General features: G+C 42.5%; 6 protein-coding genes. All 6 read right to left on the bottom strand.

Annotated features, from left to right (window positions below; genetic code table 11):
- Positions 1–783: 783 nt before the first annotated feature.
- The gene (locus tag FN961_RS22220) at positions 784–2,838 is read right to left on the bottom strand and encodes a M13 family metallopeptidase (RefSeq protein ID WP_144042354.1); all 2,055 of its coding nucleotides are present in this window, start codon (positions 2,836–2,838) and stop codon (positions 784–786) included.
- A gap of 126 nt (positions 2,839–2,964) precedes the next feature.
- Positions 2,965–5,181, bottom strand: coding sequence for a patatin-like phospholipase family protein (locus FN961_RS22215; protein ID WP_144042353.1), 2,217 nt, complete (start codon positions 5,179–5,181; stop codon positions 2,965–2,967).
- A 109-nt stretch (positions 5,182–5,290) separates the two neighbouring features.
- Complete coding sequence (locus FN961_RS22210) at positions 5,291–9,748, bottom strand: EAL domain-containing protein (protein WP_144042352.1); 4,458 nt, start codon at positions 9,746–9,748, stop codon at positions 5,291–5,293.
- A gap of 202 nt (positions 9,749–9,950) precedes the next feature.
- Positions 9,951–11,381 (bottom strand): dihydrolipoyl dehydrogenase, encoded by a 1,431-nt coding sequence (lpdA, locus tag FN961_RS22205; protein ID WP_144042351.1) that lies wholly within the window; start codon positions 11,379–11,381, stop codon positions 9,951–9,953.
- A gap of 180 nt (positions 11,382–11,561) precedes the next feature.
- Positions 11,562–13,433, bottom strand: coding sequence for a pyruvate dehydrogenase complex dihydrolipoyllysine-residue acetyltransferase (gene aceF / locus FN961_RS22200; protein ID WP_144042350.1), 1,872 nt, complete (start codon positions 13,431–13,433; stop codon positions 11,562–11,564).
- Positions 13,434–13,446: 13 nt separating this feature from the next.
- Positions 13,447–16,107 carry a pyruvate dehydrogenase (acetyl-transferring), homodimeric type gene (gene aceE, locus FN961_RS22195; RefSeq protein ID WP_144042349.1) on the bottom strand — a complete coding sequence of 887 codons (2,661 nt, stop codon included), beginning with the start codon at positions 16,105–16,107 and terminating at the stop codon, positions 13,447–13,449.
- Positions 16,108–16,145: the final 38 nt, after the last annotated feature.

Below are 16,145 nucleotides of genomic sequence, written 5' to 3'. Positions count from 1 at the left end.
TTAGGCCTGCCGCCAGCGTTCAATCTGAGCCATGATCAAACTCTTCAATTAAAGTTTTTTTGTTCTACTCCGTTAGAAGTAAAACGGCTCAACGAATTATACTGTTTTTCACAAACCCGAAGATTAATGAAGTTTACATATTTCTATGGTCACTCAGTGGTTCATTGAGATAATTTTTGATTGCCTCAAAAGAGACAATTTCGAATAACTCAACACCTGTGAGTGTCCACACAGATTTCTTGTTTTGAATTGTTAAAGAGCGTTAGCATCAATCTTTCAGATGCTGCCGTTAGACGCTAGGTCGTTGGCTTGAGGAGGCGTATTCTACACTCTCCAGTGTCGGCGTCAAGCGCTTATTTTATCAAGTTTTTCGAGTGGTGATTTCTTAATCACTCTCGTGATAAAGAAGCAAACTCAAAGCTCGTAAAGCGGTTCTCACCTGAATCAAATCTCCGAGGAGTCTTAACTCTCACTTCTTACTGAAAAGAAGTACTGATTAAGCTGCAAGTCCCGTATTATCTAAGCTTTCGTTTAGGTAAGTGGCCTGCTGTGCCGTGTCAGTGGATGCGCATTATAGGGATATCGGCCCAGAGCACAAGCGCTTTTTAGCTAAAAATCGCTATTTTTTGAAATGATTGAATTAACCACATCATACGCACTAGTTACCCCCGAACTTATCCACAACTTCTTATGAATCCGCCTATTTTAGCCGTAATTCATAGGTATAAAAAAGCCAGTTGACGCTTCAACTGGCTTAGATAGAAATTGAGTAAGAAGTGTAACTTACCAGATCTTCACTCTGTCTTCCGGAGCGAGGAACATCTTGTCTCCCTCTTTCAGATCGAAAGCTTGGTAGAACGCTGGAATGTTTCTTGGTGTTCCCATTGCACGAAAATGACTTGGTGAATGTGAATCCGTCATTAAACGACGTCCTAGCTCTTCATCACGGTAGTTACGACGCCACACTTGTGACCAGCCAACGAATAACCTCTGCTCACCTGTTAATCCATCGATCACTGGTGCTGGTTTACCATTAAGACTCAGATGGTATGAACGAGCTGCAACGGTAAGTCCACCAAGATCACCGATATTCTCCCCTAAGGTCAGATCGCCATTTACATGCTTACCAGGTAATGCTTCATATTTTGAGTATTGGGCAGATAGCTGAGCACCGCGTTTTTGGAACTCTTCACGATCGGCATCCGTCCACCAGTCACGTAAGTTACCATCTCCATCATATTTTGCACCTTGGTCATCGAAGCCATGACTAATCTCGTGACCAATCACCGCGCCAATCCCACCAAAGTTAACCGCATCATCAGCATCCATATTGAAAAATGGTGGTTGAAGGATGGCGGCTGGAAATACAATTTCGTTCATGACTGGGTTGTAATATGCATTCACCGTTTGTGGTGTCATATGCCATTCGGTTCGATCGATAGGCTTACCCAGCTTATCCAACATCGTCTTGTATTCGAATTTGGCATAGCGTTGATAGTTACCCACCAGCTCATCAGGTTTAATGCTTAGCTCTGTGTAGTCTCTCCATTTATCCGGATAGCCAATTTTATAGGTAAACTTAGATAGCTTTTCTTGCGCTGCCACCTTAGTTTCAGGAGTCATCCACTCAAGTTCATTGATGCTCACCTCAAAACCTTTAATCAGATCTTGGATAAGTAACTCCATCTTCTCTTTCGCTTCAGGCTGAAAGTGCTCCTTCACATACTCTTTACCCACCAGCTCACCAATAACTTGATCTGCTGAATCAACGGCTCTTTTCCATCGTGGCTTCTGAGCTTCAATTCCCATCAGGGTTTTACTGTGGAAATCAAAATGCAGATCCACAAAATTCTGACTTAGAAGTTCTGCGTAACTGTCAACTAAATGAAATGATAAGTAGTCCTGCCACTCCTCAACAGTAAAGTCATCGAAGTGAGCGCCGAATTTTTCAAAATAGGACTTTTGACGAACAATAACCTCTTTAACTTCGCTGATATCAGCACTTGCGGCAAATTGCACAAAATCAAACTCAGGTGTGTTTGCCTGCAGTTCAGCCCTGTTCATCTTGTTATAACTCTTATTCGCATCGCGAGATTCAACGCGGCTCCATTGGCTCTGGGCAATGAAGTGTTCAATAAGGGCAACGCTCGCCGCTACACGCTTAGCATCTTTGCTGCCAGCCTGAGTCATAATATCAGTCACGTAGGCATCGAGTGCTGCTCGATTAGCAACGAATTTTTCATCATCTTTCAGGTAATAGTCACGATCTGGCAGGGTAAGACCTGATTGGTATAGATAAACAGCGTATTCTGTCGAGTTCTTAGCATCGTTATTGACATAGAAGCCAAATGGGATCTGCACACCACTTAATAGTAAACTCCCCATCAAACTTGCAATGTCATCATGATCTTTTGCTAGTGAAATATCAGAGAGCTGTTCACTCAATGGCGACACACCTAACTGTTCAACAATATCGGTATTCATATAGCTAGCATAGAAATCACCGACCTTTTGCTCACTTGAACCGTTCACTTTATTTGGTTTTGCTGCCGCGTCATCGATGATTTTTTTCAGTGCATTCTGACTACGCTCATAAAGAACTGAAAAGGCGCCATAGTTAGATTTATCATCAGGGATGGGAGTATTGGCTAGCCAGTGACCGTTGACACTGAAGTAGAAGTCATCTTGATGTCGTACTGAGGTATCGAAGTTCGCTTTCTCAACACCTGAAATCTTAGTTTCAATCTGGACTGTAGGCACATTAGCTTCATTGTTACTGCATGCTGTCAGCCCTAGACTTAAGGCAATACTAACTGCCAGCTTACTTACTCTTTTCATTATCATCCCCGTTATTATTATGATTTAGCTAATGAGCTCTCTACTAGCCTGGAGCTTATTTAGTCTGGGTTTACTTTATCATTGAGCCTACAAGCACTATAGCCAGTTTTTGTAACTGTCTATGACTTACCAGCTTTTACCTAAGAATAAAAATAATGTCATTTCACCATCATCGGCCCAACCAAAACCTAATGCCGCTGGCCCCATTGTTGTATCGGTGCCAAAGAAGACACTCCCTGAGTAGATAAGATCATTTAAGTCTATATTGTCTTTGTTCTGCCATACGTTACCCGCCTCTAAACTCCCACCAAGATACAGTGGATAATCAGTCATCCCCAGCACATCGCGGCCGAGATCATATTGATATACGAAAGCTCCAAAAATTTTATGAGCACCCACCAGAGAATTTTTATGGTAACCAGATAAATTCAGGAAACCACCCAGTTCAGCCAAATGAGGATTGAAGATATCTTCTGTATCAATCGTAGATAAAGAAGCAATGCCGACTAAAGCATGATTTCCTAGACTTAGCGCCCCCCGCCAATCAGCTTCTATTTGAAAAGAGTACTTCGAATTAGTCTGTGGCATCAATCCATCAGATTGGTCGCTATCGTCTCTTCTATAAAACATATTTAAAGTGAAACGATTACCTGATGTCGGAAAATTCATACTATTAAGGCTATCGAAACCTAGCTTTAAGTAACCACCATAAGAGTCATAATGATTTGTATCCTTCAAAAACTTAAACTCACCTAGCTCATTTGTGAATCCCAGTTCAATTAGGCCTTCCAAGGTAAAGTTATACCCTATCCCTATATCCCCTCGGTACACGGTTTGAGAAAACTCGATAAACTTGGCATTACTTTCATATAGTTCAAAACTTTTAAGCTCGTAAGCCAGCTCGGTTCTGGCGTAAAAACCTTGGTCATAATCCAACGGTAAATAAAACTCGCTTGAAATTAACTTTTCAAAGCCTATTCTCAGCTCATTACGCCACTCACCGCCGGTATCGGTTAAGTCCGTCATCGTATAAGAGAAATCCAATGACATGCTTGAGTCTTCAGTAAGGTCATCCTCCCAGCTAAAACCTAAACCGAAATAATTAGGGCCCCATGACTTAGCTCTAGTATTTAACGTCAGTATTCGCCCTTTATCTGTATCAACAAACTCTGCATTAACTCGCTCGAACTTATCCAGAGAGTAAACATTAGCAATGGCTTGCTCTAACGCCTCTTGAGTTACAACCTCGCCCTCATGAAGATCGAAGGTTTCCCTCAGCAACGACTCACTCACTTTGGAATCATTATTAAACACGATTTCAACAAGCGGACGCTGCACACTATCCTTCCAACGCTGGCTCAATCTGCGTTTATTATTTTTATATAGCGCATATTCAGCCTCTCCCACACTCAGCCCTTTAAGGCTTAATACATGTTCAAGTGCAGCTTTCTCTCCTAAAGTATACGCTTGCGGCATAATCTCAAAATCAGTAGTGCTCATGTCCCCGACATCAGGGCGAATGAGAATATCATCCTCACTGAGCAATAACTTTTGCCGTTCTGTACTCGCATTAGTCAACATCGTTGATAACTGATTAAGCACAGCAACGGTACTATCTAATCCTTCCTTCTTCACCAAGGACGACCCAATGTCGACGGCAATGACGATATCAGCACCCAGTGCCTTAGCCACATCTACAGGCATATTATTAGCAATACCCCCATCCACTAACAGCTTTCCATCGTGCTTAATGGGCTGTAATGCACCTGGTACCGTTGCAGATGCTTGCATCGCCTTGATGATGCTGCCTTGGGAGAGAATAACGGCTTTGCTGGTTTCTAGATCGGTTGCGACCGCTCGATAAGGTATAGCCAACTCATCAAAATTGCCAAATTGATGCACTAAGCCTGTGGATCGTTGCAGAAGTTGAGACATGGTTTGCCCACGAAGCAAACCATTAGGTAATTTAACGGTTTCATCGCTGTAGCCCATGTTGACAGGAATATTAAAACGGTCTCTTTGTTGCTTATCACGATAACCAAGTGATTCTCTAGGAATGGTATCTGAATAACCATCAGACCATGATTCATTCATCATGATCTCTTCAATCTCTGAAGCACTATAACCAAGGGCGTACATGCCTGCGACGTAGGCACCGATGCTTGTACCCGCAATGTAATCGACGGGCACTCTATTTTCTTCCAATACTTTGAGGACACCGAGATGAGCGGCACCTTTTGCTCCCCCACCACTCAGTACGAGACCTATTTTAGGTCTGACTTCAGCATGGGTAGAGAAAACGGTAAAAGAGAGTAATAAAAATAGTGCAGTTGAACGTATCATTGGATGTTATTTCTTATTATTTTCCTATACAAGAATTATGTATAGTATCAAAAAAAACACAACATAGTTAAAACACAAGAGGATAAGACTTTAAAACATCAAGTTTAGTTCAAGAATCTAATTTATTACGTTCCATATAAGCATTCATATCACTTTCGATTAACGGCTTAGAGAAATAATATCCTTGGATAACGTAGCAGCCTCGACTGAAAACCTGCTCTAATTGCGCTTTAGTTTCTACGCCTTCGGCAATCACATTGAGCTTTAAGTTCCTAGCAAGTTCTATGATACTGCTCGCTATCGCTTGATCTGATTCGTTTGTTGCGATGTCGATAAGAAAAGAACGATCAATTTTCAGCGTATCCACATCAAAATGTCGTAAATAAGCTAGCGACGAGTAACCTGTACCAAAATCATCAATCGCGACTTTTATCCCTAAATGTCTCAGCTCTTTAAGGTGTGACTTGGCCGTGTTTAGCTCTTTCATCAACACACCTTCAGTGATCTCGAACCCTAACACTGAAGTTGGAATTTCAGTTTCTTTAAGAATGGCCTTTATCCCTTCAACAAAATCAGGTTGACGGAAATGAACCGCGGAAATATTCACCGACAATTTAAACGTCTCACCATATATGCGAGACCACTGCGCTCCTTGAATACAAGCTTGACGCAAGACCCAACGATCGATATCGATGATTAGTCCACAAGACTCTGCCACCTTGATAAATGTATCAGTGCGGATCAAACCTTCACTGTGATGACGCCATCGTAACAATGCTTCCATACCCACTAAGCTGTCATTTTTTAAAATATCGACTTGTGGTTGGTAATGTAGCTCAAATTCATCACGTTCAATTGCACGGCGCAGCTCTGCTTCTAGGTGCAGATGATACAAGGCCTCTAAGTTCCGCTCCGAAGAATAATACTGGAAGTTCCCCTTGCCCTCTTCTTTGGCGTGGTACATGGCTTGATCGGCATTTTTAATTAATACCTCTGGTTCAGTTGCATCATCCGGCCACAAGCTAACGCCAATGCTGGTCGAAATAAAAAACTCTCGACCGTAAAGTTCAAACGGCATCTCTATCTGATTTAGCAACTCAGTGCATATATGATTAATCATATCTACATCATTGGCATTTCTGAGTAAAATCAAGAATTCATCACCACCAAACCTGCACATACTATGCTGCTCTGGAATGCAAGATTGTAATCTATTGGCTGCTTCGACGAGTAGTGCATCTCCCATACTATGACCATAGGAATCATTAACGTGTTTGAATCTGTCTAAGTCGAGGAAAACCAGAGCAAGCTTCTCCCCTGTGTGATTAGCACGGTATATTGATTGAGCTAGGCGGGTAGAAAAAAGTGAACGGTTAGGCAAACCTGTGAGTACATCATAATTGGCCAAGCGGCGTAATTCAGCTTCTGAGCGTTTTCTCTCAGTGATATCAGAAAATACCGCGACATAGTGAATGATACTACCCGTTTTCCCCAGCATGGTTGATACATTTAGCCACACAGGGCAACTGGTACCATCTGAACAGATAAACTCTCTCTCTCCCGTCCAAGAACCACTCTCGTCGAGTAGTTTCACAATGTTATCTAAACGGCCCTCTTTTGCCACGATAAGCGCCGAGAATGGACTGAGATTTAACTGTTCAACACCTAACCCAAGAATGGTTTGTGCCGCTTTATTAGAGACTTTAATCCGCTCATTGGTATCTAAGATCAACACCCCTTCTGATGTATTCTCAAATGCTTGGGCTAAAAGCCTCATATCATCTTCTAACTGACGCTGAGCAGTAATGTCCGAATATATCCCAGCAACTCGGGTAATATTTCCCGTTTCAGGATCAAAATCAACAGGACGACCACGAACCCGTGTCCACCCCCAGGATTTGTCCTCACGGCGATAGCGATACTCCACTTCAAACCTATCGCTAATACCATTGATCATACTATTCCAACACGCTAATACACTTTGCCTCTCATCACGATGAACCGGAAAATCCTCAAGTGTTAACAGTAAATTTGCATTGCCACCGGCAAGCGCTGCGCTTTGATTCTCTAAATTAAACATTTGAGTATCGTGACGCCACTCCCATAACTCTGAGCCACTGCCTTTCAAAGACTGACGAAGTCTATCCTCACTTTCAACAAGCGCTTCGTTTACACGTTTAAACGCTGATAACTGACGTTGACGACCGATTAAAATGATGCTGCCGAATAAGAATAAAGCGATCACCAAGAAGCTTTTGAACCAGGTTTTTTGCCACCAAAATTCTTTTACTTCAAAGGCAAAGGAGCTTGGCTCACTCGACCATATTCCATTTTGTGAACTCAATATATCGAGTACGTAATCACCGGCATGAAGCCCCGAAAAGCTAACAAGAGATTGATCCATCAACAATAGATAATTGACGTCTTTTGACTCGCCTTTACGCCGTATACGATATTGTAAAGTGAGGGGGGTATCGACTAGATAATCTAGACTGGTAAACTGAAAGTTGATCATTCTAGCACCCGGTTTGATGATGCTATTGGGTTCTGGCACTAAATTGATTTCAGTGTGTTCGTCATAAAAAATTGACACTGACTCCAGTAAAACACCATCGTGTTGAATTCTATTCTCTAACTTGGCAACATCGAGCAACATTGCCCCATCAGGCGTCCCGACATAGAAGCCTGAATCAGGATCATAGAATGAAGCACCATCGTTAAGCTCTTTACTAATCAACCCATCTTCATGCTCAATGACAAGCACCTCGCCAGATTCAATGTTTTGACGAAGAATAGAATTGAGGCAACCTAATACCCGATACTGGTTAATTTCATGAATAAAGAAGATTGAAGAACAATCTACCTTCCACTCATTGGTTAACGAGCGCGTGACACCCGAGTCAAATTCATACTCAATCAATCCCGCCGAGCTACCTAACCAAAGTACCCCTGGAGAGATTTCTTTAATGTAACTAATCGTGGGTAACTTTGCTTCAGCATCAAAAATATTCAGAGACGAATGAAACAGCCCCTCATCATCAATATAACCAAACGTTCTTGCACCAGCGATCCATAATTTACCATCGAGACTACGATAAGTGACGCGTAAGTCTGGTTTACTCCGAACATTATCCCCACCCTTTATCAAAAATGCTTGTGGGTTGAGCGCGCCTTGTTGCCAAAAAAACAGTCCATTTCCCGTTGCAAACCACCAACGATTTTCAAGTAATGGATCCGAGTAACTCGAAAATATTATCTTATTTTCTAAAGAATATTGCCCGAGAGTCCACTGAGAGAAACGCCCTGATTCTAATGTGAGCTTATTCACCGCAAACAGGCCGTTTGTGGTCGACAATAAGAGGTGGTCACTATCAAGTTCATCAATTTTATAAATGCTGCCATTTAAGGCGAGCTCTTCAGGCAAAATGGTTATACTGTTTTTAGAATGTCTATCTACTGTTATTAACCCTTTGTCACTTCCTAGCCACACCTTGTTCTTATCAGCCCAAATAGACCATATCATCTCATTTGAGATTAAATAAGGCGTGGTTTTAGTGAAACGCTCAAGCATAAAATCAGGCGCTTCAGCCACTACCGCAAGGGCATCACCGGAGCCTCCCACCCAAATGACATCATTGTGATCGATTTCAATGTCATAAATATAATCAATATCCGCAGTACGTTTGACATCCCCTTTATACATCTCAATCATGTCAGTATCAGGGTCCCACTTTATCAGACCTTCTCGACTGGCTAGCCATAAGTTGCCTTGGCTATCTTCCGTTGTTTTACTGATGGGGAAAGGAATAAACGTCACTTTCTCAAACGTTAAATCAACCTTTTTAAACTCATACAAACCGTCACTGGAGCTAACCCAAAGGCGACCAGATGAGTCCTCCATCATCCCTTTTATTGCTCCCATGTCATCTTGCCAATCTAAGCTTCGTTGAAATACTCCGGACTGATCACTCAATTCCAGTTTATTTGAAGAGCCAATTAACAGGTGGCGATCATCCAACTCTGTTAAAAATGACCAAGGATAGTCGAGGTTATAGGGAAGCGTATTGACAGTTGTTAGAGTCATATTTACATAGGAGAAAGTAAGCAGTTCACCTTGCTTACTCAAAAAATAATAATCACCATTATTTTTTTTTATTATTGAGCGGAGTCCGACATTATTATAATAAGGGAACAGTTTAGCGCTGCCAAACCGAGTAAAGGTATCTTGAATAATATCGTACAGATAGGTATCAGTGTAATTACTGACAAGCAGGTGCCTTTTACTTAAGGGCCTAACAAACTGAATATACTCATCGGACAATCGAGTTTTAAATCCGTTTTTATCGATTCTCCTCACTTTGGTATTACTGACGCGATAAAGACCCTCTTGCGTCGCTAACCACGTAAAGCCGTAATCATCGAAACTAATATCGCTCACAGAGCCATTAACCAAACCATCTCTTTCTGCAAAAACACGCTGCACAATATCACTCGCCCTAACTGGTACAAGGCAAGTAATTAACAATACAGTGACTAGCAGAATAAAATGACTGATTCTATTTATCATTAGGCAACTAACTCATAAACTTATACTGAATGTAACAGTTCAACACGTTGAATTCACCTGCTGAGTCTACATTAGGCTCAATTAAGCTTCATTTATGCAGAAGTCCGATGTGTCGCAATAAGGTGCCTTTTATCCCCGTCATTTTTTTAGCCCACAAAAAAGGCGCTCTATGAGCGCCTTTTACTGTTGAATAAAATTCAAATTACTTCTTTTTCTTTGCCTTTGGGTTTGGCAAATCAGTAATTGAACCTTCGTAAACCTCAGCAGCAAGGCCTACAGACTCATGAAGAGTCGGATGAGCGTGGATAGTTAACGCTAAATCTTCAGCGTCACAATCCATTTCAATAGCAAGGCCAATCTCACCGAGTAGCTCACCACCGTTAACACCAACGATAGCACCACCAATGACACGATGAGTCTCTTTATCAAAGATTAGCTTAGTCATACCATCGGCACAATCTGATGCGATTGCACGGCCACTAGCAGCCCATGGGAAAGTCGCAGTTTCATAAGCAATACCTTGCTCTTTAGCTTCTTTCTCAGTAAGGCCAACCCATGCAACTTCTGGATCTGTATATGCAATTGATGGAATAACTTTAGGATCGAAGAAGTGCTTAAGACCAGAAATAACTTCTGCAGCAACATGACCTTCATGCACACCTTTATGTGCAAGCATTGGTTGACCAACGATATCACCAATAGCATAGATGTGCGGTACGTTAGTGCGCATCTGCTTATCAACATTGATAAAGCCACGCTCATCAACATTAACACCAGCTTTCTCAGCTTCAAGTAGCTTACCGTTTGGTGAACGACCAATTGCAACAAGAACAGCATCATAACGAACTGGTTCAGCAGGCGCTTTCTTGCCTTCCATTGTCACGTAGATGCCGTCTTCTTTTGCTTCAACAGCTGTCACTTTGGTTTCTAGAATAAGATTAAACTTCTTCTTAATCTTCTTGGTGTAGACGCGAACAATATCTTTATCTGCAGCAGGGATAACCTGGTCAAACATCTCAACCACATCAATCTCGCTACCTAAAGATGAATAAACAGTTCCCATCTCAAGACCAATAATGCCGCCACCCATAACGAGTAACTTACCAGGCACTTCATTAAGCTCTAGCGCATCGGTTGAATCCCAAATACGTGGATCTTCATGTGGAATGAATGGAAGCTTGATTGGGCGTGAACCCGCAGCAATGATTGCATTTTCAAAGCGAACCACTTTAACAACGCCGTCTTCACCCGTCACTTCAATGGTATTTGGGCCAGTAAACTTACCTAGACCGTTAACCACATCAACTTTACGCATCTTGGACATTCCGCCCAATCCGCCAGTAAGTTGGCCAACTACGGAAGTTTTATATTCACGCAGTTTGGCTAAATCTATTTTAGGCTCGCTAAAAACAACACCATGGGAGGAGATTGTTTTCGCATCTTCAATCACTTTAGCTACGTGTAATAGTGCTTTTGAAGGGATACAGCCCACATTTAAACATACACCACCAAGTGTACTAAAACGCTCAATAATAATTGCATCCAAACCTAAGTCTGCCGCACGGAAAGCTGCTGAATATCCTGCAGGGCCTGCACCTAGTACTACTACCTGAGTTTTGATTTCGTTACTCATCTCTTCCTCTATTTTCTAATCATAGCGCTGACGGATCAATCGTAAAACGGTTAAGAGTCAGCTAATTGAACATCAATGTTCTGTAGGTGGCTGCATTTTAACCTGTGTTTGACACAGATAACAATCATTCACTTACATGCGAAATAGAAAAAGGCTACTTATATTAAGCAGCCTTCAATATTATAAAACCAACGTGCGAATATCTGATAAACAGTCATTCAAGTAAGTGATGAAACGCGCACCTTCCGCGCCATCAACAACACGATGATCATACGACAGTGATAAAGGCAGCATCAAGCGAGGCTCGAATTCTTTACCGTTCCAAACTGGCTTCATTTCAGACTTAGACACACCTAAGATACCGACTTCAGGTGCATTAACGATTGGCGTGAATGCTGTACCGCCAATGCCGCCTAAGCTTGAAATAGTGAAACAACCACCTTGCATATCAGCAGCAGTTAACTTACCACCACGAGCCTTTTTAGAAACAACCTTAAGCTCATCTGACAATTCATGGATGCCTTTCTTGTTCACATCTTTAAAGACAGGAACAACAAGACCATTCGGTGTATCAACAGCGATACCCACATTGACGTACTTCTTCATGATCAAGCTTGCGCCATCATCAGAAAGAGATGAGTTAAATGTTGGGAAAGCTTCAAGTGCTTTAGCTACCGCTTTCATGATGAAAACAAGCGGCGTTATCTTCATACCTGAGTCTTTCTTAGCTTCCGCTGCATTTTGTGCTTTACGGAACGCTTCAAGCTCTGTGATATCAGCATTATCCCACTGAGTCACATGAGGGATTTTCACCCAGTTTCTATGAAGGTTTGCACCAGATATCTTCTGGATACGCGACAATGGCTTAATTTCAGTCTCACCAAACTTGCTGAAATCAATTTTCGGCCATGGCAGTAGATCTAAATCGCTATTGCCACCTTTACTAGCGCTAACAGCACCTGATTCTACCTGTTTAACAGCAGCTTTAACGTAGCTGTATACATCATCTTTAACGATACGGTTTTTGCGACCAGTGCCTTTTACATTTGCTAGATTGACACCCAACTCACGAGCAAGACGACGGATAACAGGTGATGCGTGAGCATAAGCCTTGTTAGCAACGAAATCTTCTTTCGCTGCTGGTGCAGCAGCCATTGCAACAGGTGCTGCAACTGGAGCAGCCTGAACCACTGGCGCTGCAACAGGTGCGGCAACTGAACCGGCGACTTCAAAGGTCATAATTAAAGACCCTGTAGAAACCTTGTCACCTTGGCTAATCTTAATTGCTGTCACTTTACCGGCAAAAGGTGCAGGTACTTCCATAGAAGCCTTATCACCTTCAACGCTGATAAGTGACTGCTCTTCAGTAACCATATCACCGACATTAACCATTATCTCGGTTACTTCAACTTCATCACCACCGATATCAGGAACAAAGATATCTTGAACTGATGGCGCTGCAGATGCTGTTGGGGCCGCGACAGGCGCTGCTACTGATGCAGTCGGTGCTGCAGATGCAGAACCCGCCACTTCGAACACCATGACCAAACTTCCTGTAGATACCTTGTCGCCTACAACTATTTTGATCTCTTTCAAAACACCTGCAAATGGAGCGGGTACTTCCATTGAAGCTTTATCGCCTTCAACACTTAGTAGTGATTGCTCTTCAGTGATGCTGTCACCTAAATTAACTAAGATCTCAGTCACTTCGACTTCATCATCGCCAATATCAGGAACATGCACTTCTTTTAGCTCAGCAGATGTCGCTGCCGCTGGTGCCGCAACTGGAGCAGATTCAACAACGGGTGCAGCCTGAACTGCGTCTGATTCAAAGATCATAATCAATGAATCTGTAGAGACTTTATCGCCGACAGCAACTCTAATCTCTTTCACTATACCCGCTTGCGATGCTGGGACTTCCATCGAAGCTTTATCGCCTTCAACAGAGATCAGTGACTGCTCTTCTTCAACCTTGTCGCCTACGCTAACAAGAATCTCAGTCACTTCAACCTCATCCGCACCGATATCTGGTACATTAATTTCGATTGTCATTTTGTATTGCCTCTTACGCGTATAGCGGATTTGTCTTGTCGGCGTCGATGTTGAATTTAGCAATGGCTTGTGCAACCACTGACTTTTCAATATCGCCACGTTTAGCGAGCTCATTCAATGCAGCTACAACAACGTAACCAGCATTAACTTCAAAGTGACGACGTAAATTCTCACGACTATCTGAACGACCGAAACCATCAGTACCAAGTACTTTAAATGACTCAGAAGGCATGAATGCGCGAACTTGTTCCGCATAGTTCTTCATGTAATCAGTCGCAGCAATAGCAGGCTCAGTACCCATAACTTGGGTAATATAAGCTTGTTTTTGCTCAGCTTCAGGATGCAGCATATTAAAACGCTCAACATCTTGACCTTCACGAGTTAACTCGTTGAAAGAGGTCACAGAGTAAACATCTGAAGCGACATCGTATTCTTCACTTAGAATTTGAGCTGCTTTACGCACTTCATTCATAATAGTACCAGAGCTCATTAACTGAACTTTGTGACTACCTTTATAAGACTCAAGCTTATAGATACCTTTACGTATACCCTCTTCACTGCCTTCTGGCATCGCTGGCATCGCGTAATTTTCATTCATTAGCGTCAAGTAGTAGAACACGTTCTCTTGATCGCCATACATGCGACGGATACCGTCTTGCATGATGACAGCTAATTCGTAAGCGAATGTAGGATCATAAGAGATACAGTTAGGAATCGTATTCGCCTGAACATGGCTGTGACCATCTTCGTGCTGTAGACCTTCACCGTTCAATGTTGTACGACCCGCTGTAGCACCTAATAGGAAACCACGAGCTTGCTGATCACCCGCCATCCACGCCATGTCACCAACACGTTGGAAACCGAACATAGAATAGTAGATGTAGAATGGGATCATTGGTAAATCGTTAGTGCTGTATGACGTTGCCGCAGCAACCCATGAAGACATAGCACCTAGCTCATTGATACCTTCTTGCAATACTTGACCAGATGTCGCTTCTTTGTAGTAAGAAACAACACTACGATCTTCAGGGGTATATTCCTGACCATGCGGATTGTAGATCCCGATTTGACGGAACAAACCTTCCATACCGAAAGTACGCGCTTCATCGGCAATGATAGGAACGATGTTCTTACCAATACCCTTATTCTTTAGCAAAATGTTCAGTGTACGAACAAATGCCATTGTTGTAGAAATTTCACGCTTTTGCTCAACAAGCAAAGGACCAAACTCTTCAACAGCTGGTAAGTCTAGAGGCTTAGTAAAATTAGGCAGACGCTGTGGCGTATAACCATGTAATGCATTACGGCGAGAATGTAGATACTCGTATTCAGCCGAACCTTCCTCTAACTTAAGATAAGGTAGTTCAGATACTTTTTCATCGGTAAGCAAGTCATCAAGACCTAAACGGTTACGTAACTGAAGTACGTGCGTCATGTCCATCTTCTTCACGCCGTGAGCAATGTTCTTGCCTTCAGCTGCTTCGCCCATGCCATAACCTTTAACAGTTTTAGCAAGAATAACCGTTGGCTTACCTTTAGTATCTTGTGCATTTTTAAATGCTGCATACAACTTAGATGAGTCATGACCACCACGCTTAAGCGCGAAAATCTCAACATCAGTCATGTCAGATACGAGGGCAGCAGTTTCAGGGTACTTACCAAAGAAGTGCTCACGTACATAAGCACCATCTTTTGACTTAAATGTCTGGTAATCACCATCTACAGTTTCATTCATCAACTGTAGTAACTTACCTGTGGTGTCTTTTGCGATAAGTGAATCCCAGTTGTTACCCCAGATCACTTTAACCACATTCCAACCAGCACCTCTAAATAAGCCTTCAAGCTCTTGGATGATGCTACCGTTACCCATTACAGGACCATCAAGGCGCTGCAGGTTACAGTTAATAAGGAAGCAAAGGTTATCTAACTTTTCACGAGAAGCAAAAGAGATAGCACCACGTGATTCCGGCTCATCCATCTCACCGTCACCAAGGAAAGCATACACGCGCTGTGCAGATGTATTCTTTAAGCCACGACCGTCTAGATACTTAAGGAATCTAGCCTGGTAAATAGCAGACATTGGACCCAGACCCATAGATACGGTTGGGAACTGCCAGAATTCAGGCATTAGCTTTGGATGAGGATATGAAGGAAGACCTTTACCATCAACTTCTTGACGGAAATTATCTAACTGCTCTTCAGAAAGACGACCTTCAACAAATGCTCGAGAGTAGATACCTGGAGAGATATGTCCTTGATAATAGACTAAATCACCACCATCAACTTCGTTTGGAGCACGGAAGAAATGGTTAAAACATACTTCATAAAATGAAGCTGCTGATTGGAAAGAAGCCATGTGGCCTCCGAGGTCTAAATCTTTTTTAGACGCGCGCAGCACGATCATGATCGCGTTCCAACGAATAATAGAACGAATACGGCGCTCAAGCGTCGTATTGCCAGGATATGCAGGCTCTTGGCTCGTAGGAATTGTGTTGATGTAGTTCGTGGTGATACCAGTCGCCATATCGACACCGTCTAGACGGGCCTTATCAAGTACTTGCTCTAGTAAATATTGAGCACGCTCAACACCTTCTTCGCGTACAACTGATTCTAGAGCAGACAACCACTCGTTAGTTTCTAGTGGATCGACGTCTTGTAGCATATGTTCAGACATTTTGCTGTCCTTCCCTATATACGTTATGAAATTTGGAT

This window comes from Shewanella hanedai, assembly GCF_007197645.1.
Taxonomy (GTDB): domain Bacteria; phylum Pseudomonadota; class Gammaproteobacteria; order Enterobacterales; family Shewanellaceae; genus Shewanella; species Shewanella hanedai.
Note: the sequence above shows the minus strand (reverse complement) of the source record. Positions and strands in the feature narration are given on the sequence as shown.

Bases quoted from the DNA above. Each gene is read 5' to 3' on its own strand.
- lpdA (WP_144042351.1), bottom strand. From the start codon at position 11,381: ATGAGTAACGAAATCAAAACTCAGGTAGTAGTACTAGGTGCAGGCCCT.
- aceE (WP_144042349.1), bottom strand. From the start codon at position 16,107: ATGTCTGAACATATGCTACAAGACGTCGATCCACTAGAAACTAACGAG.
- FN961_RS22210 (WP_144042352.1), bottom strand. From the start codon at position 9,748: ATGATAAATAGAATCAGTCATTTTATTCTGCTAGTCACTGTATTGTTA.
- FN961_RS22215 (WP_144042353.1), bottom strand. From the start codon at position 5,181: ATGATACGTTCAACTGCACTATTTTTATTACTCTCTTTTACCGTTTTC.
- aceF (WP_144042350.1), bottom strand. From the start codon at position 13,433: ATGACAATCGAAATTAATGTACCAGATATCGGTGCGGATGAGGTTGAA.
- FN961_RS22220 (WP_144042354.1), bottom strand. From the start codon at position 2,838: ATGAAAAGAGTAAGTAAGCTGGCAGTTAGTATTGCCTTAAGTCTAGGG.